General features: G+C 68.2%; 21 protein-coding genes. 13 read left to right on the forward strand and 8 right to left on the reverse strand.

All coding sequences use genetic code 11. The features are described from left to right. Window positions 1-154 precede the first annotated feature (154 nt). The 3 genes from HWX00_RS24880 to HWX00_RS24890 form a co-directional block, all read right to left on the reverse strand. Entirely contained in the window at window positions 155-1,342 is a 1,188-nt protein-coding gene (locus tag HWX00_RS24880) for a porin (RefSeq protein WP_175028422.1), read from the reverse strand. Between the two features lie 106 nt (window positions 1,343-1,448). Then, window positions 1,449-3,869, reverse strand: a complete 2,421-nt coding sequence (locus HWX00_RS24885; protein WP_175028423.1) for a glycoside hydrolase family 31 protein — start codon at window positions 3,867-3,869, stop codon at window positions 1,449-1,451. Window positions 3,870-3,896: 27 nt separating this feature from the next. After that, window positions 3,897-5,168 (reverse strand): MFS transporter, encoded by a 1,272-nt coding sequence (locus HWX00_RS24890; RefSeq protein ID WP_059556428.1) that lies wholly within the window; start codon window positions 5,166-5,168, stop codon window positions 3,897-3,899. 468 nt (window positions 5,169-5,636) lie between these two features. On the opposite strand from HWX00_RS24890, the gene HWX00_RS24895 reads away from it, so the two are divergent. The 8 genes from HWX00_RS24895 to HWX00_RS24930 all read left to right on the forward strand — a co-directional run bounded on the left by HWX00_RS24895 (window position 5,637) and on the right by HWX00_RS24930 (window position 14,983). Beyond that, the gene (locus HWX00_RS24895; RefSeq protein ID WP_049030772.1) at window positions 5,637-6,581 is read left to right on the forward strand and encodes a MurR/RpiR family transcriptional regulator; all 945 of its coding nucleotides are present in this window, start codon (window positions 5,637-5,639) and stop codon (window positions 6,579-6,581) included. Beyond that, a complete protein-coding gene (locus HWX00_RS24900; RefSeq protein WP_049030774.1) occupies window positions 6,578-7,564 on the forward strand; it encodes an isoaspartyl peptidase/L-asparaginase family protein in 987 nt (328 codons plus the stop codon). Before HWX00_RS24895 ends, HWX00_RS24900 begins: the two co-directional genes overlap by 4 nt. 27 nt (window positions 7,565-7,591) lie before the next feature. Beyond that, a complete protein-coding gene (locus HWX00_RS24905) occupies window positions 7,592-9,496 on the forward strand; it encodes a dipeptide ABC transporter ATP-binding protein (RefSeq protein ID WP_034191593.1) in 1,905 nt (634 codons plus the stop codon). Between the two features lie 129 nt (window positions 9,497-9,625). Then, entirely contained in the window at window positions 9,626-11,188 is a 1,563-nt protein-coding gene (gene gsiB, locus HWX00_RS24910; RefSeq protein WP_175028424.1) for a glutathione ABC transporter substrate-binding protein GsiB, read from the forward strand. Window positions 11,189-11,255: 67 nt separating this feature from the next. Next, window positions 11,256-12,176, forward strand: coding sequence for a glutathione ABC transporter permease GsiC (gsiC, locus tag HWX00_RS24915; RefSeq protein ID WP_034191591.1), 921 nt, complete (start codon window positions 11,256-11,258; stop codon window positions 12,174-12,176). Between the two features lie 7 nt (window positions 12,177-12,183). After that, a complete protein-coding gene (gene gsiD / locus HWX00_RS24920) occupies window positions 12,184-13,077 on the forward strand; it encodes a glutathione ABC transporter permease GsiD (RefSeq protein ID WP_034191590.1) in 894 nt (297 codons plus the stop codon). Further along, entirely contained in the window at window positions 13,077-14,159 is a 1,083-nt protein-coding gene (locus HWX00_RS24925; RefSeq protein ID WP_175028425.1) for a DmpA family aminopeptidase, read from the forward strand. The genes gsiD and HWX00_RS24925 overlap by 1 nt, the downstream gene beginning before the upstream one ends. Further along, complete coding sequence (locus HWX00_RS24930; RefSeq protein WP_034191588.1) at window positions 14,156-14,983, forward strand: M55 family metallopeptidase; 828 nt, start codon at window positions 14,156-14,158, stop codon at window positions 14,981-14,983. The genes HWX00_RS24925 and HWX00_RS24930 overlap by 4 nt, the downstream gene beginning before the upstream one ends. A gap of 35 nt (window positions 14,984-15,018) precedes the next feature. Here HWX00_RS24930 and HWX00_RS24935 read toward each other — a convergent pair whose 3' ends face one another. Further along, window positions 15,019-15,798 (reverse strand): alpha/beta fold hydrolase, encoded by a 780-nt coding sequence (locus HWX00_RS24935; RefSeq protein WP_069705292.1) that lies wholly within the window; start codon window positions 15,796-15,798, stop codon window positions 15,019-15,021. 142 nt (window positions 15,799-15,940) lie between these two features. Here HWX00_RS24935 and HWX00_RS24940 point away from each other — a divergent pair, with 142 nt between their 5' ends. Continuing rightward, entirely contained in the window at window positions 15,941-16,720 is a 780-nt protein-coding gene (locus HWX00_RS24940) for an AraC family transcriptional regulator (protein WP_034191586.1), read from the forward strand. Between the two features lie 429 nt (window positions 16,721-17,149). Here the strand turns inward: HWX00_RS24940 and pcaG are convergent, their stop codons facing one another. The 3 genes from pcaG to HWX00_RS24955 all read right to left on the reverse strand — a co-directional run bounded on the left by pcaG (window position 17,150) and on the right by HWX00_RS24955 (window position 19,307). Beyond that, entirely contained in the window at window positions 17,150-17,743 is a 594-nt protein-coding gene (gene pcaG / locus HWX00_RS24945) for a protocatechuate 3,4-dioxygenase subunit alpha (protein ID WP_034191585.1), read from the reverse strand. Between the two features lie 3 nt (window positions 17,744-17,746). Beyond that, on the reverse strand, window positions 17,747-18,454 hold the full coding sequence (gene pcaH, locus HWX00_RS24950; protein ID WP_006489685.1) for a protocatechuate 3,4-dioxygenase subunit beta: 708 nt from the start codon (window positions 18,452-18,454) through the stop codon (window positions 17,747-17,749). Between the two features lie 277 nt (window positions 18,455-18,731). After that, the gene (locus HWX00_RS24955) at window positions 18,732-19,307 is read right to left on the reverse strand and encodes a YiiX/YebB-like N1pC/P60 family cysteine hydrolase (RefSeq protein WP_034191584.1); all 576 of its coding nucleotides are present in this window, start codon (window positions 19,305-19,307) and stop codon (window positions 18,732-18,734) included. Between the two features lie 120 nt (window positions 19,308-19,427). Between HWX00_RS24955 and HWX00_RS24960 the strand changes: the two genes are divergently transcribed. The 4 genes from HWX00_RS24960 (at window position 19,428) to HWX00_RS24975 (ending at window position 22,085) form a co-directional block, all read left to right on the forward strand. Continuing rightward, window positions 19,428-20,165, forward strand: coding sequence for a helix-turn-helix domain-containing protein (locus HWX00_RS24960; RefSeq protein ID WP_175028426.1), 738 nt, complete (start codon window positions 19,428-19,430; stop codon window positions 20,163-20,165). A 77-nt stretch (window positions 20,166-20,242) separates the two neighbouring features. After that, window positions 20,243-21,229 (forward strand): pca operon transcription factor PcaQ, encoded by a 987-nt coding sequence (pcaQ, locus tag HWX00_RS24965; RefSeq protein WP_175028427.1) that lies wholly within the window; start codon window positions 20,243-20,245, stop codon window positions 21,227-21,229. A gap of 127 nt (window positions 21,230-21,356) precedes the next feature. Then, on the forward strand, window positions 21,357-21,716 hold the full coding sequence (locus HWX00_RS24970) for a type II toxin-antitoxin system RelE/ParE family toxin (RefSeq protein WP_049033345.1): 360 nt from the start codon (window positions 21,357-21,359) through the stop codon (window positions 21,714-21,716). 72 nt (window positions 21,717-21,788) lie between these two features. Next, on the forward strand, window positions 21,789-22,085 hold the full coding sequence (locus HWX00_RS24975; RefSeq protein WP_175028428.1) for an XRE family transcriptional regulator: 297 nt from the start codon (window positions 21,789-21,791) through the stop codon (window positions 22,083-22,085). Window positions 22,086-22,177: 92 nt separating this feature from the next. On the opposite strand, the gene HWX00_RS24980 is transcribed toward HWX00_RS24975, so the two are convergent. Beyond that, window positions 22,178-23,452, reverse strand: a complete 1,275-nt coding sequence (locus tag HWX00_RS24980) for an APC family permease (RefSeq protein WP_034191580.1) — start codon at window positions 23,450-23,452, stop codon at window positions 22,178-22,180. Between the last annotated feature and the right edge of the window lie 48 nt (window positions 23,453-23,500).

Genomic DNA, 23,500 nt, shown 5'->3' on the forward strand with positions numbered 1-23,500 from the left:
TATCGGCGCGATCCGGCAAACCTGCGCGGTGGCGCGGCAGGCGGACGGGACGGGGAACACGGCGCGGCGGCCGGACATCGGGCGCCCGGACGGCGCATGCGGAATGCGCATCGTCCGGGGCGTCGGCAGCGCGCTGGAGGCGCTGCCGGCAGGTTCAGAACGTGACGGCGATGCCGGCCATGCCGACGAACTGGCCGTGCGTGGTCGACGGCGTGAGCTGCTGCGAATCGCCCACGATCGGCGCCGCGTCGACGATGTGGCCGGCGCCTTGCGCGCCGAGCGTCTGTCCGCTCGAATGCGTGTACGCCTGCAGCGCATAGAGCGTCGTGCGTTTCGACAGGCTGTACGACTCCTTCAGCGAGTACTGCTGGTAGCGGGCCGCGCTCGCGACGCCGTTCGCTTTCGACGCGAGCGTGTAAGCGAACGCGCCGGCCACCGAGAACGCCGGCGTGAAGCGGTACGCGGCAAGCGCGCCGTAGGTATTGAACACGGCCGTGTCGGTGAATGCCGAGCCGTTGCCGGGCAGGTATTTCACGTTCGAATAGTTGAGGCCCATCGTGAGGTCGCCGAGCGTGTAGTTGCCGGCCGCCGCGACCTGTTCGACGGCCTTCGCGGTCAGGTAGCCCTGGTTCAGCACGGACACCGCGAAGCTGCCCGACGCCGCGGTGGCCGGGTTCAGGAAGCCGGCCGACGAGCCCGAGCTGTTGATCCGGAGGTAGCCGGCCGCGATCCCGACCGGCCCGTTCGCGTAGCGCAGCGCGGCGCTGAACGTGTTGCCCTTGCCGGTCGCGCCGGCGATGCCGCCGAATGCGTACATCGCGCTCGCGGACAGCCCCGAGAAAATCGGCGACGTATAGGTGACCGAGTTGTTCACGCGGATCGTCGTGTCGAGACCGTCGATGTCGCCCGGATGCGCGCCCGTCGCGCCGGTCAGCCAGCTGCTCGATGCGTACGGGCCGACGAACAGGAAGTAGGGCGTGTACTGGCGGCCGGCCGTCAGCGTGCCGTAGTGATCGTTGCGCAGGCCGACGAACGCCTGGCGGTTGAACAGCGTGCCGGCGGCGGCCTGCGCGCCCGTGTTCAGGTTGAAGCCGGACTGCAGGTCGAAGATCGCGTGCGTGCCGCCGCCGAGATCTTCGTCGCCGCGCAGGCCGAACTTCGACGCATACAGGTTGCCGTCGCGCATGTAGATGTTCGAATGGCCCTGCTGGTTGTTCACGTACGCGATCGAATCGTCGACGACGCCGTACAGCGTCACGCTGCTCTGCGCGTGGGCGGCGGTCGTGCCGAGCGAGGCGGCCGATAAAATCAGGATTGCATAACGGTTGACGGGTGCTTTCATTGTCGATCTCCAGGTCTCTTCATCTTTCCAACGGGGCGGGAGGCTGGGGTGCCTCCTCTGTGGCGGACGGCGGGCCGCGCGAACGGCCCGCCTGATCGGGCTTGCGTCAGTCGTCGAACGCGACGACGATGCGGCGCCATGCGCCGTCCTGCGCATCCTGCTCGACGCGCGCGCCGCGCACGGCGACGGGGCCTTGCAGCGACGCCGGCAGCAGGATCTCGACGCGCTCGGCCGGGCGGGCCGGGCGGCCGTCCCAGCGCACCGACACGCCGAGCGCGCCGGATGCCTCGCGGCCGGTTTCGATCCGCCACAGTCCGTATTCGCCGTCGCGCCAGGCTTCCGTTTCGCCGTCGTCCTCGACGCATTCGCCGGACGCGACGCCGTCCTCGATGCGCGGCGCGACGAGGAAGCCGCGCGTGTCGCCGCGCGCGCCGAAGTGCTGGGCCGCGACGTTCAGCGGCAGCACGCGGCCTTCGCGCAGCAGCATCACCGGCGTGTCGAGCGGGGCGGGCAGCGTCACGCTTGCGCCGCCGTCGAACGCCTGCGCGCTCGCGCAGCACATCCAGCGCGCGCCGGACGGCAGGTAAACCGTGCGCGCCGTCTGGCCGGGATCGACGACCGGCGCGACGAGCAGCGCGTCGCCGAGCATCATGTCGTCGCAGGCGTCGTAGCAGCGCGCATCGCCGGGGAAATCGGCGAGGGTCGGTCGCAGCACGGGCTCGTAGCGCGTCGTCGACAGCCACAGCAGGTGGTAGAGGTAGGGCAGCAGCCGGTAGCGCTGCTTGATCAGCGACGCGATCTGCGCGGTGATCTCCGGATACATCCACGGCTCGTTGACGGTGCCGTCGTCGTTCCACGAATGGATGCTGAAGCGCGGCATGAAGGTGCCGAACTGCACCCAGCGCAGCAGCAGCTCGGGCGACGGCGCGGGGCCGGAGAAGCCGCCGATGTCGTGGCCGATGTTCGACACGCCCGACAGCGCGAGCCCGAGACCCATCTTCAGGTTGTAGCGCAGCGTTTCCCATGACGTGTAGTTGTCGCCGGACCAGGTCTGCACGTAGCGCTGCATGCCCGCGCCGCCGGCGCGCGACACGAGGAACGGCCGCCGCGCCGGCGCATGCGCACGCTGCGCGTCGCGCGACGCGCGCATCATCAGCATCGTCTGCAGCACCTTCGCCTCGCGCGCCGGGAACGGCTGGCCGAAGCCGTGCGCGATCGCGTCGGGCGACCAGATCTCGTATTCGTTGTTGTCGTTCCAGGTCGATTCGATTCCATAGTCGAGCAGCGCCGAGGTGACCTGCTCGCGCCACCAGCGGTACGCATCCGGCTGCGTGAAGTCGATATAGGCGCCGACCTCGTCCCAGAACTGCACCCATGCGGGCTCGCCGGACGCCGAGCGGATCAGCAGCCCGCGCTTCGCGGCATCGTCGAACGCGGGATGGTCGCGCAGCAGGCACGGCTTGATGTTCGCGCACAGGCGGATGCCGTGGTCGCGGTAATGCTGCACGAAACCCTTCGCGTCGGGAAACTTGTCGCGATTCCAGTTGAACACGTAGCGCTTCGCGCCGATCGACGTGTAGCCCGACGACAGGTGGAACGAATCGCACAGGATGTCGTGCGTGTCGCACTGCTCGACGAACTGGTTCATCTGCTGCTGCGCGTCCGGCGCGTCGGTGTAGCTCATCGTCGAGCCCGAATAGCCGAGCCCCCATTTCGGCGTGCGCGCGGGGCGCCCGGTGAGCCACGTGAAGCGCCGCGCGGCCGCGAGCGGCGTGTCGGGCGAGGCGATGAAGTAGTAGTCGAGATCGCCGTGCTCGGCGACGAAATAGCGGTACGGGCCGTGATAGTTGTCGAGTTCGCGGCCCATGTCGAACGTGCAGTCCGACAGCGTGTCGTAGAACAGCCCGAAGCCCTGGCACGCGTCGGGCGACCACGTGATGTAGAACGGGATGTGCTTGTACAGCGGGTCCGTATGCTTCGCGCTGTAGCCCATCGCGTCGATGTTGCGCATCTCGAAGCGCGCGCCCGTGCGGTCGAGTTCGCCCGCGCGTTCGCCGAGGCCGAAGACCTTGTCGCCGCGTTCGCGCGCGACGTAGTGATACGTGCGATCGTCCCACCAGCCGAAGTTGTACGCCTGCGTCGCACGGTCGGCGAGCGCGACGCGCCAGGCGCCGTCCGCCCCGCGCATCGACCACGTGCAATGGCCGCCTTGCCGGCGCACCGCGAGCCGGATCTGCGCGGTTTCGACCAACAGGACGTCATCGTCCTCGGCGAGGGAAAAGGCGGGCAGCGTGAAGCCGTCGAGGTCGAGGCGGTCGCGCCCGTCGAGCGGCACGTCGTCGAGGCCCGGCGCGATCGTCCACGTGCGCGGGTTGCGCGCGGTCGCGTCGGGCAGCACGCGCACCCGCACGATGTCGTCCTCGAGCACGAAGATCTCGACGGTGGCGCCCGTTTCGGACGCGAGCAGCACGCGGTTCGCGTGCGTGGCGACGACGCGGAACACGGGCGGATGAAGAAGCGAAGTCATGGATGCGATTCCTGGTGAGAGCGAATGTCAGGCGTGCTGCGCGAGCAGGCGTTCCTGCTTCGACTGCCCGCGGATCAGCACCGCGAGCAACGTCACGCCGATGATGTCGAACAGGCCGAGGCACGCGAACAGCGGCGCGTAGCCGATCTTGTCGGCGAGCGCGCCGACCAGCAGCGAGAAACCGAGCCCGCCGATCCACGCGGCCATTCCCGCGAAGCCGCTCGCGGTGCCGACTTCCTCGGAATCGAACACGTCGGCCGACAGCGTGTTGACGAGCGCGGAGATCATCTGGTGCGCGAAACCGCCGACGCAGAACAGCGCGATGGCCGTGTACGGCGACGACACGAGGCCGATCATCGCGGGCCCGAGCATCAGCACCGCGCCGAGCGCGACGCCGGCGACGCGCGACCACACGAGCGGCAGCTTGAAGCGCTTCGCGAGATACGGCGACAGGTAGCCGCCCGCGATGCCGCCGGCGTCGGCCGCGAGGAACGGCATCCACGCGAAGATCGCGATCTGCGTGAGCGGCATGTGGCGCTCGGTCGCGAGGTACAGCGGAATCCAGAAGCTGAAGGTCTGCCAGGCGGGTTCGGCGAAGAAGCGCGGCAGCGCGATGGCCCAGAAGCGCCGCGCGGTGACGACGTCGCGGATACGGCGCTTCGACACGGGCGGCATCGTCGCCTGGCCGTCGCGGATCAGCGTGCGTTCCTGCGGCGAGATGCGCGGATGATCGGCGGGCGACCGGTACTGCGTGTACCAGAGCGCGGCCCATACGAACCCGAGCGCGCCGGTGGCCATGAACGCGGCCTGCCAGCCGAACCGCATCGACAGGAACACGACGAGCGGCGGGGCGATCGCGGCGCCGAGCGACGTGCCTGCATTGAAGTAGCCGACCGCGACGGACTTCTCGCGATCGGGAAACCATTCGGCGACAGCCTTCATCCCCGACGGAATCGCGGCGGCTTCGAACAGCCCCAGGAAACCGCGCAGGATGCCGAGCGACAACCAGCCCGACGCGAAACCATGCGCGACGCCGACCACCGACCACAGCATCGCGAACAGCGCGAAGCCGAGCCGCAGCCCGATCAGGTCGACGATGAATCCGCATACCGGCTGCATGATCGTGTAGCCGATCTGGAAGGCCCCGACGATGTACGAATACTGTTGCGTCGAGATCGCAAACACCTGCTTCAGCTCGGGCGCGAGCACCGCGAGGGAATTCCGTGCGAGGTAGTTGAGGATCGTGCCGAGACACACGAGCACGATGATCCACCAGCGCAATGCCTTGACTGTTTTCACTGCTGTCTCCTGTTGGGCAGGGCGGGCATGCGACACCTGCCTTGAACCATGCGAGTCGTCCGATCAGGACGGCTCTTTCACCTTATTTGTACGATGTCCGATCATCTTGAACACCGGTTTCCATCGGTTTATATCGAAATCAAGCGGTTCGAGCGAACATTTCGTGACCGTCTGGCGTCTTTGTTATCTGACGACTGATCATTTTCGAGCATCCTATGTTCGAATTCGAATCCGGTCAACGTGAATTTGCATTCGAACGAACATGATCGGGGTTTTCCCGATAAGCGGACGGCAGCGGCGCACGAAGACGGCCGCGGCGCGTGCCGAATGCCCGCGTGGCGGGGCTGTGCGACGGCTGGACGCGCGGCGCCCGTCGGATGGGGCGTGACAACCCTGATGAAAATTTATTTCTTTCCGGAATCTGGATTGTGTAAATTGATTTTCATCATCCTTGCAACGACCCTTCGCATGACGCCTCTCGTTCCGCCCGATGCCATTCACGACGAACCCGCGATCGCCGAGCGGATCGCGTCGGCGATGCCGTTGATGACGCCGATTCACCGGCGCATGGGCGAGTTCGTGCTCGCGAACCCGTTTCGCGCGGCGACGATGCGGATCGACGAGCTCGCGCAGGCCGTGAATGCGTCGATCGCGACCGCGAACCGCTTCGCGAAGGCGCTCGGTTTCGACGGCTATCCGGCGATGCGCGCGGCGCTCGTGCGCGGCTTCGAGGCGACGCTCGGGCCGGTCGAGCGGCTGCGTTCCGCGCAGGAGCAGGAGCCCGGCGTACGCGGCGCGGTATGGATCGACGCGGTATTCGACCAGGCCGTCGCGAACATCGGGAGCACGCGCGCGCAACTCGATGCGGCCGACGTCGAGGCCGCGGTCGAGGCGATCGTCGGCGCGCGGCGCGTGCTGATCCTCGGCGCCGGGTCGAGCGCGTTCCTGGCCGGGCTGATGGAGCACGGGCTGTCCGTGTGCCATGACAGCGTGCAGTCGCTCGCGCTGCTCGGCGGCCCTTCGCACGCGGCACGGCGCCTGTACACGGCCGATTCGCGCGACCTCGTGATCGCGCTCGCGTTTCCGCGCTACGTGAAGGACACGGTCGAGCTGGCCCGTCGTGCGGCGGCGCGCGGCGCGCGCGTGCTCGGCATCTCGGACGGTCCGCAATCGCCGCTGGCGCCGATCGCGTCGTTGAACCTGTACGTCAAGGCCGAACGGCGTTTCGCCGCCACGTCGGAAGCCGCCGTGCTCACGATGATCGAGGCGTTGATCGACGCGGTCGCGCTGCGTACGCACCGGTCCGCGAAATCCGCCGCCGAAATGACCGAATTCCTGCTGCCTTGGCTCGTGCAGCCGCAGGCGGCGTTGCCGGCCGTCAACCCTTCTTCCCCCGGTCCGAAAAAATCATGACTTCACCCGCGATCGTCGCGATTCACGGCGGCGCAGGCACGATCCTGCGCGAAGCGATGGATACCGACACCGAACGCCGATACCGTGGCGAACTGACCGCGATCCTGCAGGCCGCGCAGCAGGTGCTGGCCGACGGCGGCAGCGCGCTCGACGCCGTCACCGTCGCCGTGCGCATGCTCGAGGACTGCCCGCTGTTCAACGCCGGGCGCGGCGCCGTCTACACGGCCGAAGGCAAGCACGAACTCGACGCGGCGGTCATGGACGGCGCGACGCTCGGCGCCGGCGCGATCTGCTGCGCGACGCGCGTGCGCAATCCGGTGCTGGCCGCACGACGCGTGATGGAGGCGAGCGAGCACGTGCTGTTCGCCGGCGCGGGCGCCGATGCGTTCGCGGCCGCGCAGGGGCTCGAGCTTGCGGAACCCGGCTACTTCGACACCGAAGCGCGGCATGCGCAGTGGCTCAAGGCGCGTGCGACGGCCGGTGCGATGCTCGACCACGATGCGGCGACGTTCGCGTTCGGCAAGTCGCAGCCGGCCGAGCCGCTCGATCCGGACCGCAAGCACGGCACGGTCGGCGCGGTCGCGTGCGACCTGCACGGCCACATCGCGGCGGCGACGTCGACGGGCGGCATCACGAACAAGCAGCCGGGGCGGGTGGGCGATTCGCCGATCATCGGCGCGGGCTGTTATGCCGACGACGCGACTTGCGCGGTATCGTCGACGGGTACCGGCGAAATGTTCATCCGGCTCGCGACCGCGCACGACGTCGCCGCGCAGATGGCGTATCGCGGCGCGTCGCTCGCCGACGCGGCACACGACGTCGTGATGAACAAGCTGCCGCGCCTGGCTGGCCGCGGCGGGATCATCGCGGTCGATGCTCAGGGCAACGTCGCGATGCCGTTCAACACCGAAGGGATGTACCGCGGTTACGCGCGCGTCGGGGAGGCGCCGGTCGTCGGCATCTACCGCGACGATGCGGCCTGATTCCGGATCGCACGAGGAGAACCCCGCATGACTTCGAGCCGAACCCCATCCGGCCTCGTGCTGCCCGAACAGCGCGTGGTGGCCGTCGACGACCTGTCGGTCACGTTCCGCCGCGAAGGCGCGACGTTCGACGCGGTGCGCAACGTGTCGTTTCACGTCGACCGCGGCGAGACGCTCGCGATCGTCGGCGAATCGGGCTCCGGCAAATCGGTCACGTCGCTCGCGCTGATGCGGCTCGTCGAGCACGGCGGCGGCGCGATCACGGGCGGCCGGATCGCGTTCCGGCGCCGCGGCGGCGCGCTCGTCGATCTGGCGCAGGCGAGCGCCGCGACGATGCGCGGCATTCGCGGCGCGGACATCGCGATGATCTTCCAGGAGCCGATGACGTCGCTGAACCCGGTGTTCACGGTCGGCGACCAGATCAGCGAGGCGATCGCGCTGCACCAGTCGAAGAGCGCGGCCGAAGCGCGCGCGGAAGCGCTGCGGCTGCTCGATCTCGTGCGCATTCCGGAAGCGCGCCGCGTGTTCGCGCGTTATCCCCACCAGCTGTCGGGCGGGATGCGGCAGCGCGTGATGATTGCGATGGCGCTGTCGTGCCGGCCCGCGCTGCTGATCGCCGACGAACCGACGACCGCGCTCGACGTGACGATCCAGGCGCAGATCCTGCAACTGGTGCGCGGGCTGCAGGACGAAATGAACATGGGCGTGATCTTCATCACGCACGACATGGGCGTGGTCGCCGAAGTGGCCGATCGCGTGCTCGTGATGTATCGCGGTGAGAAGGTCGAGGAGGGCGAGTCGGACCGCATCTTCGCGGCGCCGGCGCATCGCTACACGCGGGCGCTGCTCGCGGCCGTGCCGCGGCTCGGCTCGATGCAGGGCACCGACGCGCCCGAGAAATTCCCGTTGCTGAAGGTGGACGCGAGCACGACGGCACCGGCGCCGGCCACGGCGCCCGCCGCGAACGACGATGCGCAGCCGCCCGTCGATCGCGCCGCGCCGCCGATCCTGCGCGTGCGCGATCTCGTCACGCGCTTTCCGGTGAGAAGCGGCGTGTTCGGCCGCGTGTCGCAGTACGTGCATGCGGTCGAGCGCGTGAGTTTCGAGCTGCGCGCGGGCGAGACGCTTGCGCTCGTCGGCGAATCGGGCTGCGGCAAGTCGACCACCGGCCGCTCGCTGCTGCGCCTCGTCGAATCGCAGAGCGGTTCGATCGAATTCGACGGCCGCGACATCAGCGCGATGAAGGGCGCGGACCTGCAGGCGCTGCGCCGGAACATCCAGTTCATCTTCCAGGATCCGTTCGCGTCGCTGAACCCGCGCCTGACGGTCGGCTTCTCGATCATGGAGCCGCTGCTCGTGCACGGCGTCGCGAGCGGCAGCGAGGCGCAGGCGCGCGTCGACTGGCTGCTCGACAAGGTCGGCCTGCCGCCCGAGGCCGCGCGCCGCTATCCGCACGAATTCTCGGGCGGCCAGCGCCAGCGGATCGCGATCGCGCGTGCGCTCGCGCTGAACCCGAAGGTCGTGATCGCCGACGAGTCGGTGTCGGCGCTCGATGTGTCGGTGCAGGCGCAGATCGTCAACCTGATGCTCGACCTGCAGCGCGAGCTCGGCGTCGCGTACCTGTTCATCTCGCACGACATGGCGGTGGTCGAGCGCATCAGCCATCGCGTCGCGGTGATGTATCTCGGCCAGATCGTCGAGATCGGCCCGCGCCGCGCGGTGTTCGAGGCGCCGCAGCATCCGTACACGAAGAAGCTGATGAGCGCGGTGCCGGTGGCCGACCCCGCGCGCCGGCATGCGCCGCGCCAGCTCGCGGCGGACGAAATCCCGAGCCCGATCCGCGCGATCGGCGACGACCCGGTCGTCGCGCCGCTCGTCGCGGTCGGCCCCGATCATTACGTCGCGACGCATCGCGTCGGCGGCGCGTATTGAGCGCGCGGCAGGTTGCATATGGACCGCAGCTGCGCACGAGCGAGACAACGGCGTCTTTATCCCGAGCAGGTGCAGTCACGCCGCGATTTCCACCACGCGTTACCGAATCATCCACAGGAGCCCAGCAAGATGAACAAGCCGTATTCGTTCCCGATGTTCCGTCCGCGCGCGCTGTTCGCGGCGGGGGCCGGCGCGCTCGCGCTGTCGGTCGCGGTGCCCGCGTTCGCGCAGCAGAATGTCGTGGTCGCCGTGTACTCGACGTTCACGACGATGGACCCGTACGACGCGAACGATACCGTGTCGCAGGCCGTCGTCAAGTCGTTCTACGAGGGGCTGTTCGGTTTCGACCGAAACATGAAGCTCGTCAACGTCCTGGCGACCAGCTACACGGCGTCGCCGGACGCGAAGGTGTACACGGTCAAGCTGCGCGAGGGCGTGAAATTCCACGACGGCACCGACTTCAACGCGGCCGCGGTGAAGGCGAACTTCGATCGCGTGACCGACCCGGCGAACAAGCTGAAGCGTTACGGCCTGTTCCGCGTGATCGAAAAGACCGAGGTGGTCGATCCGACCACGGTGCGGTTCACGTTGCGCGAGCCGTTCTCGGCGTTCATCAATACGCTCGCGCACCCGTCGGCGGTGATGATCTCGCCGGCCGCGCTGAAGAAGTGGGGGCGCGACGTGTCGCTGCATCCGGTCGGCACCGGGCCGTTCGAATTCGTCGAATGGAAGCAGACCGACGACATGAAGGTGAAGAAATTCGCCGGCTACTGGAAGAAGGGTTATCCGAAGGTCGACACCATCGACTGGAAACCGGTGGTCGACAACAACACGCGCGCCGCACTGATCAAGACGGGCGAGGCGGATTTCGCGTTCACGATTCCGTTCGAGCAGGCGAGCGACCTCAAGAGCAACCCGAAGATCGAGCTGATCGAGTCGCCGTCGATTATCCAGCGCTACATCTCGCTGAACACGCAGCAGAAGCCGTTCGACAACCCGAAGGTGCGTGAAGCGCTGAACTACGCGGTCAACAAGGAAGCGCTCGCGAAGGTCGTGTTCGCCGGCTATGCGACACCTCAGACCGGCGTGGTGCCGATGGGCGTCGAATATGGAACGAAGCTCGGGCCCTGGCCGTACGACCCGGCGAAGGCGCGTGCGTTGCTGAAGGAAGCCGGTTATCCGGACGGATTCGAATCGACGCTCTGGTCCGCGTACAACCATTCGACGGCGCAGAAGCTGATCCAGTTCGTCCAGCAGCAGCTTGCGCAGGTCGGCGTGAAGGTGCGCGTGCAGGCACTCGAGGCCGGCGAGCGGGTCGCGAAGGTCGAGAGCGCGCAGGATCCGGCAGCCGCGCCGGTGCGGATGTACTACAGCGGCTGGTCGGCATCGACGGGCGAAGCGAACTGGGCACTGACGCCGCTGCTCGCGTCGGCATCGGCGCCGCCGAAGCTCTACAACACCGCGTACTACAAGAGCACCGCCGTCGACGACGATCTCGCGAAGGCGCTGGAGACGACCGACCGTGCGAAGAAGGCCGCGCTTTACGCCGACGCGCAGAAGCAGGTGTGGACCGACGCGCCGTGGATTTTCCTGGTGCAGGAGAAGATCGTCTATGCGCGCAACAAGCGATTGCACGGCATGTACGTGATGCCGGACGGTTCGTTCAACTTCGACGAAATCTCGGTGAAATGACGGCGGCTTGCCCGCCACGCGGTGCCGGCGGCGCAAGCCGCCGGTGCGCTGATTCGATCGGTGCCCCATGCTGAATTTCCTCGTCAAACGCCTGTTCGGCCTGCTGCCCACGCTCGCGATCGTCGCGGTGCTGGTGTTCCTGTTCGTGCACCTGCTGCCGGGCGACCCGGCGCGGCTCGCGGCCGGCCCCGAAGCAGACGACGCGACGGTCGCGCTCGTGCGTGCCGATCTCGGGCTCGACCGGCCGCTGCCCGCGCAATTCGTGAATTTCTTCGCGAAGATCGCGCACGGCGATTTCGGCACGTCGACGCGCAGCAAGCGGCCGGTCTCGACCGAGATCGGCGAACGTTTCATGCCGACGCTGATGCTGACGCTCGTCAGCATGGTGTGGTCGACGCTGTTCGGGATGGCGATCGGGATTGCGTCGGCGGTCTGGCGCAATCGCTGGCCCGACCGTCTCGGCATGACGATCGCGGTGTCGGGTATCTCGTTTCCGGCGTTCGCGCTCGGCATGCTGCTGATGGAAGTCTTCTCGGTGAAGCTCGGCTGGCTGCCGGTCGTGCCGGACGGCTCGTGGAAGAGCTACGTGCTGCCGTCGCTGACGCTCGGCGCGGCGGTCGCGGCCGTGATGGCGCGCTTCACGCGCGCGTCGTTCGTCGAGGTGCTGAACGAGGACTTCGTGCGCACCGCGCGAGCGAAGGGTGTGCACGAGCCGATGGTCGTGCTCAAGCACTGCCTGCGCAACGCGATGATCCCGGTCGTCACGATGATGGGGCTGCAGTTCGGCTTCCTGCTCGGCGGCTCGATCGTCGTCGAGGTCGTGTTCAACTGGCCGGGCCTCGGCCGCCTGCTCGTCGATGCGGTGACGATGCGCGACTACCCGGTGATCCAGGCGATCGTGCTGCTGTTCTCGCTCGAATTCATCCTGATCAACCTGACCGTCGACGTGCTGTACGCGGTCATCAACCCGACCATCCGGTTCAAGTGAGGCGCGCATGAACGCGACTGTCCAGACCGCGGCGCCGGCCGCATCGAGCGCGATCCGCACGCCGTGGCGCGAATTCTGGCGCAAGTTCCGCAAGCAGACCGTCGCGCTCGTCGCGGGCGGCTTCGTGCTCGCGCTCGTCGTGCTGGCGTTCGTCGGCCCGCACATCGTGCCGTTCGACCCGGAGAACTATTTCGACTACGACGCGCTGAACGCGGGGCCGTCGGCCGTGCACTGGTTCGGCGTCGATTCGCTCGGCCGCGACATCTTCAGCCGGATCGTCACGGGCACCCGCATCTCGCTCGCGGCCGGCTTCTTCTCCGTTGCGCTCGGCGCGGTGATCGGCACGTTCTTCGGGCTGCTCGCCGGCTACTACGAAGGCTGGTGGGACCGCATCACGATGCGTATCGCCGACGTGCTGTTCGCGTTCCCGGGCATCCTGCTCGCGATCGGCGTGGTGGCGATCCTCGGCAACGGGATGGTCAACGTGATCTGCGCGGTCGCGATCTTCAGCATCCCGGCGTTCGCGCGGCTCGTGCGCGGCAACACGCTGATGCTCAAGCACATGACCTACGTCGAGGCCGCGCGCAGCATCGGCGCGTCGGACTGGACGATCATCGTGCGGCACATCCTGCCGGGCACCGTGTCGTCGGTCGTCGTCTACTTCACGATGCGGATCGGCACGTCGATCATCACGGCCGCGAGCCTGTCGTTCCTCGGGCTCGGCGCGCAGCCGCCGACGCCGGAGTGGGGCGCGATGCTCAACGAGGCGCGCGCGGACATGGTGACGGCGCCGCACATCGCCATTTTTCCGAGTCTCGCGATCTTCCTGACCGTCCTTGCGTTCAACCTGCTCGGCGACGGGCTGCGCGACGCGCTCGATCCGAAGCTGGAGCGCCGCTGATGCGGGTGGCGCCGATGTGGAGTGCCACGTTGCCGGCCGGGCCGCGCGGCACGATCGCCGACGTGCCGGGCGTGACGGTCGGCCATTGCACGCTCGATGCCGGGGACGTGCAGACGGGCGTGACCGTCGTGAAGCCGCATCCGGGCGACGTGTACCGCAGCAAGGTGCCGGCGGGCGTGGCCGTGATCAACGGCTTCGGCAAGAGCGTCGGGCTCGTGCAGGTCGGCGAACTCGGCACGCTCGAGACGCCGATCGCGCTGACCAATACGTTCGGCGTCGGCGCGGTGGCCCAGGCGCAGATCCGTGCGGCGATCGCCGCGAATCCGCGGATCGGCCGCGACTGGTCGACCGTCAATCCGCTCGTGTTCGAGTGCAACGACGGTTACCTGAACGATATCCAGGCATTCGCGGTCACGGCCGCGCATTACGACGACGCGTGCCGCACGGCCTCCCGCGACGTCGCACGCGGTGCGGTGGGGGCCGGGCGCGGGATGTCGTGTTTCGACCTGAAGGGCGGGATCGGCTCCGCATCACGCGTGGCGTTCGCGGCTGGCCGGCCCTACACGGTCGGTGCGCTCGTGCTCGCGAATTTCGGCCGACTGCCGATGCTGACGCTCGGCGGCTTGCCGCTCGGGCGCGTCGTCGCGCAACGGCGTGCGGCCGAAGCCGCGCATGCGGCGCCGCCCGAGCAGGGTTCGATCATCCTGTTGCTGGCCACCGATGCGCCGCTCGACGCGCGGCAGTTGTCGCGCCTCGCGCGCCGCGCAGGCGCGGGGCTGGCGCGTACCGGTTCCGTCTACGGGCACGGCAGCGGCGATATCGCGCTTGCATTCTCGACGGCCTGCACGATCGCGCACGACGCAACGACGATCGCGTTGCCGGCCCTCGTGGCCGATGCGGCGCTCGATCCGCTGTTCATGGCCGCGGCCGAAAGCGTCGAGCACGCGATCGCCGACGCGTTGCTGCAGGCCGTGACGGTCGCCGGGCGCGACGGGCACGTGCGGCAATCGCTGCGTGACGCAGTGCCCGATCTCGACCGCTTGTTCAACGAAAATAACGAAGGGCATCCGACCCAGTCATGAAAATTCTGATCTCGACCGACATCGAGGGCGTCGCCGGCGTATTCGCCATCGAGCAGACGCGCGCGGGTAATCCGGAGTACGAACGCGCGCGCCGCTGGATGACCGCCGAGGCGAACGCGGCGATCGAAGGCGCGTTCGCGGGCGGCGCGCAGGCCGTGTGGGTCAACGATTCGCACGGCGGCTATCGCAACCTGCTGCCCGACGGGCTCGATGCGCGCGCCCGCGTCGTGCTCGGCAAGCCGCGCATGCTCGGGATGATGGCGGGCCTGGAACAGCAGCCCGACCTCGTGTTCATGATCGGCTATCACGCGAAATCGCAGACGCGCGGCGTGCTTGCGCACACGATCAACAGCTTCGCGTTCACGCAGGTGTGGCTGAACGGCGTCGAGCTCGGCGAAGCCGGGCTGTACGGCGCGCTGGCGCACGAATATGGCGCGCGCGTCGCGCTCGCCACGGGCGACGACGTGTTCGCCGGGGAAACGCAGCCGCTGTTTCCGGATGCCCGTTTCGAGACGGTCAAGACGGCCGGCGGCGCATCGAGCGGTGATACGCTCACGCCCTCCGCGTCGTGTGCGCGGATCGCGGCCGCCGCGCGCGAGACGGTCGCGCACGCGCTGTCGGCGGGGTGGCACGCGGGTGCCCATCGGCCCGCGCCGGCTGCTTGCACGCTGCGCGTGCAGACGGCCGCGCAGGCCGACCTGTTCGGCGTGCTGCCGTCGCTCGAGCGCGTCGATGCGGTGACGCTGCGCTTCGACGGGCCGTCGGTCGAGCACGTGGTGCGCACGCTGAACAGCCTGTCGGCCATGTCGTTCATGCTGCGGTGATGCGCGCCGCCACGATGCCGCGTGCGTGCGGCCGGTCAGTCGACGACGGCGGGGCGGGCCGTCGCGGCGAGCAGGAACGCTTCCATCGCCGCGACCAGCGCGAGCGGCGTCTCGTTCATCGGATAGTGGCCCGCGTTGCGCAGCACGTCGACGGTCGCGAGCGGATAGCGCCGCAGGTAGGTGCGGGCCATCAGCGCCGCGTCGAACGCCGGATCGTGTTCGCCGATCAGCACTTTGACCGGATGCGTACCGGCGATCTCGCTGCTGAAATCCGTATCGGCCCACGCGCGGAAGTACGCGCCGAAAGCCTGCGCCGACGAACAGGCTGCCGAATACGCGGCTTTCCACTCGACCCAGGCGGCGGGCAGGCGGCCGCCGGTGCTGCGGTCGATGATGGTTCGGCGATCGGCGACGTGGTCGGCGGCGCGCTCGAATAACGCGCGTCGTGCGGTGTCGAACGGCAGGCCGCCGCACGGCACGGGCGCGATCGGCACCAGCGCGCGCACCCGGTCGGGCGCGATGGCGGCGATCTTCTCGATCGCCATGCCGCCCATCGAATGGCCGACGAGGCTGAAGGTCGGGAAGCCGAGCGCGTCGGCGAGCGCGAGCGTGTCGGCGGCGATTTCGTCGATCGTATAGTCGCCGCGTGCGTCGCGCATGCGGCCGTAGCCTCGGTAGTCCATGAAGACATAACTGAAATGCTCGCGCGACAGCCACGCTTCGACGGGGTCGAATGCGCGGGCGTCGCCGAACCAGCCGTGCAGCACGAGAACAGGGTGGGGGCCGTCCCCCACGCGATGAAACGTATTCGGCATGTCCGCTCCGATGAGGTTGCAATCCGGCCGATCAGGCCGACGGGTCTTGCGGCCGGGAGGCCGCGCAACGGTGGAGCGGATCGTAGATCGATCGAAGGCGACCCGCCTTCGATATCGGGTCATTGATGATGGAATTCGGGCCGTGAGAAATACGCTGCTAGATCCCTACGAACACCTTCCGCGGAGCGTGGTCGTGACCGCCAACGACTATGCGGCCGGCACGACGTTTCCGGAGCACGCGCATGGGCGCGGGCAATTCGCGTTCGCGTCGCGCGGCACGATCAGCGTGTCGACGCCGCACGGGCGCTGGCTGGTGCCGCCGCAGCGCGCGTGCTGGGTGCCGGCCGGCGTGCGGCACGAAATGACGATGACCGGGCCGGTCACGATGCTCAACACGTTCGTGTCCGCCGATGCCGCGCAGGCGGCCGGTTTGCCCGGGCAGTGCGGCGTCTATGGCGTGTCGCCGCTGCTGCGGCAACTGATCGACGACGCGATCGACCTGCCGGCCCTGTACGACGTCGACGGGCGTGCCGGCAAGCTGATGGACCTGCTGGTCGCGGAAATCGCGACGATGCCGCGCCTGTCGCTGCATGCGCCGCTGCCGTCCGATGCAAGGCTCGCGAAAGTGTGCCGGCACCTGTTCGCGTCGCCGTCGATCGCGGCCGATCTCGACCAGGTCGCGGCCGACGCGGGCGTGAGCCGGCGGACGTTCACGCGGCAGTTCCGCGCGCAGACGGGCGTGAGTTTTGCCGCGTGGCGCCAGCAGGTGTGCATGCTCGCGGCGATTGCCCGCCTGACCGACGGGCAGCCGGTGACGCGCGTCGCGCTCGATCTCGGGTATGCGAGCGCAAGCGCGTTCACGTCGGCGTTCCGCCGCATCCTCGGCGATACGCCGAGCCGGTATCTGGAGATCCGGCGCTAGCCGGCCGCAACCGCAAAAAAATACGCGCCCGCCAAATTCGGTCGGACGCGTTTAAAGGCACTCGGTCAGAAAAAAATGCGCGAACAACCCGTTGGGCCGTTTCGCGCATTACCTGTGTAATTGTTGCCTCTTCAGATTTAATCCTTGTTGCTCGTTGCGGATAACGAAGGATACGCCGCATAACGCGCAAACGATATCCCGTTGGTTCGACGATCCATGTGCGGTCGCAGCATGCGTTTCGATCACGCGTTTGAAGTCGGGGCAAGACGCCACGGCCAACAGGCATTCGCGGCCGCCACGCGCCACGATGCGACGCATCATCGAATGATGGCGACGGCGCATGAAAAACGCCGCGTGATGCGATGCCTGTCGGTATCGCGCCACGCGGCGGGCGGTTGCGTGCGACGCCGGCGTGTGCCGGCGCAAGCGTCAAACGTCGAAGAACACCGTTTCGTCGGGCCCCTGCATGCGGATGTCGAAGCGGTAGACGACCGGACGGCCCGGTTGCGCGTCGCGTTTCGCGACGAGCGTCGCGCGGCGCTCGGCCGGCACCGCGTTCAGCACGGGGTCGGTGGCGTTCGCCGCGGCTTCGTCGTCGAAGTACACGCGCGTGAACGCATGGGTGAGGATCCCGCGCATCATCACGGTCACGTTGATGTGCGGTGCCTCGTCGGCGGCGATGCGGCCCGGCTTCACCGTCTCGACGACGAAGCGTTGTTGCGCGTCGGTGCCCGTGCCGACCCGCGCGAAACCCGTGAAGCCGGAGGCCGCGATGTCGGCGCGCGAGGCCGGGTAGCGGCCCGCGCTGTCCACCTGCGTGAATTCGAGCACCGCGTCGCCGACGACGTTGCCGTCGCCGTCGAACACCTGGCCGACCAGCAGCACGTGCTCGCCTTCGGCGTGCGCCGCGGCGATCGTCGGCGTGAACAGGCTCTTCAGGTCATAGTCGTATTGCTGCGGGCACAGGCCGTACGCGAAGTAGGGGCCGACCGTCTGCGAAGGGGTTTGCTTCAGCGTCGTCATGGTTCAGCGCTCCATCGGGGTGGCGTCGCGGCCGCGCAGCACGATGTCGAATTCGTAGCCGAGCGCATAGCCTTCTTCGGTGATGTCCATCGAGAAGCGCGAGATCAGGCGATCGCGCGCGGCCTCGGGCGTGCCCTGGAAGATCGGGTCGTACGCGAGCAGCGGATCGCCGGGGAAGTACATCTGCGTGACGAGACGCGAGCCGAAGTAATCGCCGAACAGCGAGAAGTGGATGTGATTCGGGCGCCACGCGTTCGGATGGTTGCCCCACGGATACGCGCCGGGCTTGATCGTCAGGAAGCGGTAGCGGCCTTCGTCGTCGGTCAGGCAGCGGCCGGCGCCGAGGAAGTTCGGGTCGAGCGGCGCGTCGTGCTGGTCGACCTTGTGCACGTAGCGGCCGGCCGCGTTCGCCTGCCACACCTCGACGAGCGTGTTGCGCACGGGCTTGCCGCCTTCATCGAGCACGCGGCCCGTGACGACCATGCGCTCACCGAGCGGCTCGCCGTTCTTCACGGCGTTCTTCGTCAGGTCGTGGTCGAGCGCGCCGAGATCCTCGGCGCCGTAGACGGGCGCGTACTGGTCGCGCAGCTTCTCTTTCAGCGGGATCAGCGGGCGGGTCGGGCCGCGCTTCACCGACGAGCGGTACTCGGGGTGGACATAGGCCGGATGCGACGGCCAGTCGCGCGGCGTGAGGATCGTGGGGGAATCCATCGGGCGTCTCCTGTTAGGTTTTTCGCAAAGTGGATGGCATGACTTTAGCCAATCCGGAAAGTTATGCAAAATGACCTTTTTTCGTCGGACGCATAACCATTCGTTATGGACGACACGCCCATGAAAAATCCGCCGGACAGGATGCCTGTCCGGCGGATGAAAGCGATCGGGCTTCGCGTCGTCGATGACGACCCCGTGCACGGCCCTCCAGCCAGCCCGTCGCTATTTTTTGTCGTTTGTTCTTGTCGTTATGCGGTCTCCCTGAGCGCGCCCGTTGTCAGCGGCGGGCGGGATCGAACACGATCCCGTCGAATTCGAGCGACAGCGCGTCGCTGCGCAACAGCGCGGCCGGCGTCGCGGTCCGCTCGGCACCCAGCACGTCGAATACGTATTGCGCGCAGAATCCGCGCCGCACCCGCGGGTTGAAGCGATGGCCGAGCAGTGCGTCGATGCGCTGTTCGGCCATCGCGTGCGTCTGGCGCTGAGCGTCGGCCGACGGCGCCGCGATACGGCGTGCCAGCGCGATGCGCCCGCCTTCGGTATGGGCGACGAAGCGCGACAGCGGCGTGAGCTTCGTCCACGCCAATGCAGCGGATTCGGCGATCACCGGTTCGTCGCCCGACGTATCGACGACGATGCCGAAGCGGTTGGTCCACGCACCCGCCGAAGCCGTCGTGCCTGCCGCGTCGCTCGGCGCCCTTGCCGGCACGCGGATGAATACGAGATCGCCGACATGCGCGCCGGCGGCCAGCGTGCGGACGGTCGCAAGCGGCAACGTGCGATCGGTGTCGCGTGCCTCGCGCGGGGCTGTGTCATGCGGTGGGTACGCGGCGGTTTCGGTTCGGGTGGTCATTTCGGCTTCGTCGTCGAGTGACAGGACGGAGCGGATTATGCAGACAAGTAACGATAAGTGTTAATTTGCCTGTGCGAGTAGCCTAATATTCGACCTGGAGCATCATTTTTCGATACCAAAATGACCGAAACCGCCCAACTCATCGACACGCTGAAGCGCCAGTTGAAGGCGCAGGGCATGACCTACCGCGACGTCGCGCGGGTGCTCGACGTCTCCGAGACGAGCGTGAAACGGCTGTTCGCCAGCGGCCGATTCACGCTGGAGCGTCTGGCGGAGATCGCGCAACTGCTCGGCTATACGCTGGCCGAGCTCGTGCAGGAGGCGTCGGTATCGGCGCCGCGGCTGCACGTGCTGACCGAACAGCAGGAGGCGCTGCTCGTGTCGGACGAGAAACTGCTGCTCGTGGCCGTCTGCGCGATCAACTACTGGACCGTGCAGGACATCGTGTCGGCCTATCAGGTGACGAAGGCCGAGTGCGTGAAATACCTGCTGATGCTCGACCGGATGAACGTCGTCGCGCTGCTGCCGGGCGACCGGATTCGCGTGCGCGTCGCGCGCGACTTCGACTGGCTGCCGGGCGGGCCGATCCGCCGGTACTTCCATGCGCATGCGCTCGGCGATTTTCTCGACAGCCGCTTCGACGGCTCCGGCGAGACGATGACGTTCTCGCAAGGGATGCTGACCGAGGCCGCCGCCGCGGAGCTCGAACTGGAGTTGCGCCGGCTGCGCAACAAGGCGGCCGCGCTGCATGCGGAATCGTCGTCCGCGCCGCTCGGGCAGAAGCATGGCACGGGCCTGCTGATCGCGAAGCGGATCTGGGAGCCGGCTGGGTTCCACGCGCTGCGACGCGGCACGTGATATCGCGCCGAGTGCTTGGGGCTATCCGAAAAGTTATGCAAAATGGCATTTCATCGTCATCTGCATAACCGCCCGTTATGAATAATCGTATCGCCGACGGCCGCGTCAAGTTCCGGCACCTGCAGTGTTTTCTCGCGGTCGCGCAGTTGGGCGGCGTGCAGAAGGCCGCCGAAAGCCTGTCGATCACGCAGCCGGCCGTGTCGAAGACGATCGCCGAACTGGAGGCGATCCTCGGCGTGAAGCTGTTCGAACGCGGCCGGCAGGGTGCACAGCCGACCCGCGAAGCGCGGTTGTTCATGCCGCACGCGAACGCCTGCGTGCTGGCATTGCGGCAAGGCGTCGGGCTGCTCGCGCGCGAGGGCGGGGCCGCCGCGGCGACGCTCGAAATCGGCATGCTGCCGACCGTCGCGGCCTCGCTCGCGCCCGCGCTGATGAAGGCGCTGGCCGCACGCTGGCCGCGCGTCGTCGTGCGGATCGCGACGGCCGCGAACGCCGATCTGCTCGAGCGCCTGAAATCCGGCGCGATCGAGTGCGCGATCGGGCGCCTGTCGGAGCCGGAGCGGATGATCGGGCTCGCGTTCGAGCAGTTGTACAACGAGCCGCTCGTCGCGGTGGTGCGGGCCGGGCATCCGCTGCTCGCGAGCGCGGCGCCCGCTGCCGAACTCGCACGCTATCCGGTCGTGCTGCCGCCGTTCGGCACGCTGATCCGGCAGTCGGCCGAGCAACTGCTCGGCGCATGCGGCGCACCGCCGCTGGATTCGTTCATCGAGGTGCTGTCGGTATCGGTCGCCCGCGCGCTGGCGCTCGAGAACGACGCAGTCTGGTTCGTGCCGCTCTATGCAGCCGAATACGACCTGTCGGCCGGTGCGCTGGCGCGCCTGCCGCTGCCGTCCGCGGGCACCGACGAGCCGGTCGGGCTCGTGCTGCGTACCGATGCGCAGCCGTCGCCGGTTGCGCGAACGCTGATCGACGCGGTGCGCGACATCGCGCGGTCGCGGTTCGGCGAGGCGGGCGCGCACCGCGCGCCCCGTGCCGCGCGCAAGCCAGCCCGCAACGGCGATTGATCCGTCGGGCTGCACGGGCCGTGCGATGCGATCCGTTTTCCCGCGGCCGGATCGGCCATTCGGCCAGTAGCGATCCACATGGTGCTTGGCATATCGTACCGTTTTTGGTACGATCGGTGACAAGACGATGGCGAGACAGCAGATCCAGGTCACGCTCGGCGTGCGGTTCTTCCGCACGGCCCGTGGCAACGAGCCGGTGCGCGAATGGCTCAACGCGCTCGGGCAAGCGGAGCGAAGGGCGATCGGCGAGGAGATCAAGACCGTGCAGCTCGGCTGGCCGCTCGGCATGCCGCTGGTCCGGAAGATGGCGAAGGATCTGTGGGAGATCCGGGTGATGCTGCCGGGGCGGAGTGTCCGCGTGCTGTTCACGGTCTCCGGCGGCACGATGGTCCTGTTGCACGGCTTCTTCAAGCAGTCGCGGGCCACGCCGCCGGACGATCTTGCCGTCACCGTCGCGCGCCTGAAAGCGCTGGCGCACGCCACCTGAATTCCCCGGTTGCGCCGGAATGCCTCGCCCCGACGGTCGGGCAGCCGGCAACGCCCTGCACTGGAGTACGACATGACGACCACGAACAACCCGTATATCGGCAGCGATTTCGATGCCTTCCTCGAGGCGGAAGGCAATCTCGGGGCGGCCACCGCGACCGCGATCAAGCGCGTGATCGCGTGGCAGATCGGCGAGGAAATGAAGGCGCAGCACATCACGAAAACCGCGATGGCGGCGCGGATGAAAACCAGTCGCGCCGCGCTCAACCGGCTGCTCGACGAATCCGACACGAGCCTCACGCTGGCGACGCTCGCGAGCGCGGCCGCCGCACTCGGCAAGCGGCTCAGTTTCGCGCTGGTGCCGGCCTGACCGGCGTGAAGTCGTCGCGCCCGGCGTTCGGGACGGCGCCCCTCGCAGGCGGCTGGCCACAAGCGGGCACGCGTCGGCCCGCTTGCCCCGGGTCATTTGCGTGACGCGGTCACCTGCAGATAAAGCAGCGCAGCGCCCGCGAGCAGCAGCGGGCACAGGAAATACCATCCGGTCGTGAGGAACAACCCGGCGACCGCGACCAGCGAAACCCACGCGCAGCGGTACGCGATCCCGCCGCGCGGCAACAACTTCAACGCGGCCGCGGCGCCAAGCCCGTACACCATCACGAAACATCCGGACGTGACGAGCACGAGCGGCTTGGGGCCGACGTCCGAGAGCGTCGTCGCGGCCAGCGCGACGGCTGCAAGCAAGGCGATCACGCCGAGGCTGCGGCGCGGCACGCCGCCGACCTGGCTGCCCTGCGCGAGCCAAGCGGGCAATGCGCCGTCGCGTCCGAGCGCCGCGCCGAGCTTGGCCGCGCCCGCGAAATACGCGTTCATCGTGCCGAGCGTGAGCAGCAGCGCGGCGGCCGCCGCCAGCACCTGCGCATGGCCGCCGATACCGCCCGCGATCAGCTCGGCGAGCGGCGCCCCTGATGCGCCGGCCGACGGCCCGAGCACCATCACGCTCGCGGCGGCGACCGACAGGTACAGGAACCCGACGACCACGACCGCGATACCGGCCGAGCGCGGCATGTCGTGCGCGGGCCGGCGGAATTCGGCCGCGAGATGCGTGATCGCTTCCCAGCCGGCGAAGCTCCACACCAGCAGCGCGGCGGCCTGACCGACCGCGAGCCAGCCGTGCGGGGCGAACGGCTGCAGGTTCGCGGAGCGCGCATGCGGCGCGGACGCCAGCACCGCGGCGAGCAGCAGCGTGACGAGCAGCGCCGACAGCACGAGTTGCATGCGGCCCGATACGGTCACGCCGAACGCGTTCGCGGCCGACACGGTCGCGATCAGCGCCGCGGCCGTGACGATGATCGTCGTGTGCCCGCCGCCCGTGACGGCCGCGACGTAGGCGCCGCCGAACATCGCGGCGGCCGGTGCGCCGGCCGGCACCGCGAAATAGAAGCACCAGCCGACGATGGCCGCGGCTTTCGGGCCGAATGCGCGCCGTGCGTAGGTCGAGACACCGCCGGAATCGGGATAACGTGCGCCGAGCGCGGCGAAGGTGGCCGCAAGCGGCCCCGACAGCACGACGAGTGCGGCCCATGCAAGCAGCGAGGCCGGGCCCGCGACCTCCGCGGCAAGCGCGGGCAGCGCGATCACGCCCGTGCCGAGCACGGCGCCGATATACAGCGCGGCGCCCTGGAAAATGGTCAATGAGCCCGCGTGACGAGCGGCGGGCGAATCGGCATGCGACGACATGAGCGGCAGTCTCCGGAAGGCTTGTTGTGTGCGGGTGATCGCGCGCAA

The sequence above is a fragment of the Burkholderia seminalis DSM 23518 genome, from assembly GCF_902832885.1.
GTDB lineage: Bacteria > Pseudomonadota > Gammaproteobacteria > Burkholderiales > Burkholderiaceae > Burkholderia > Burkholderia seminalis.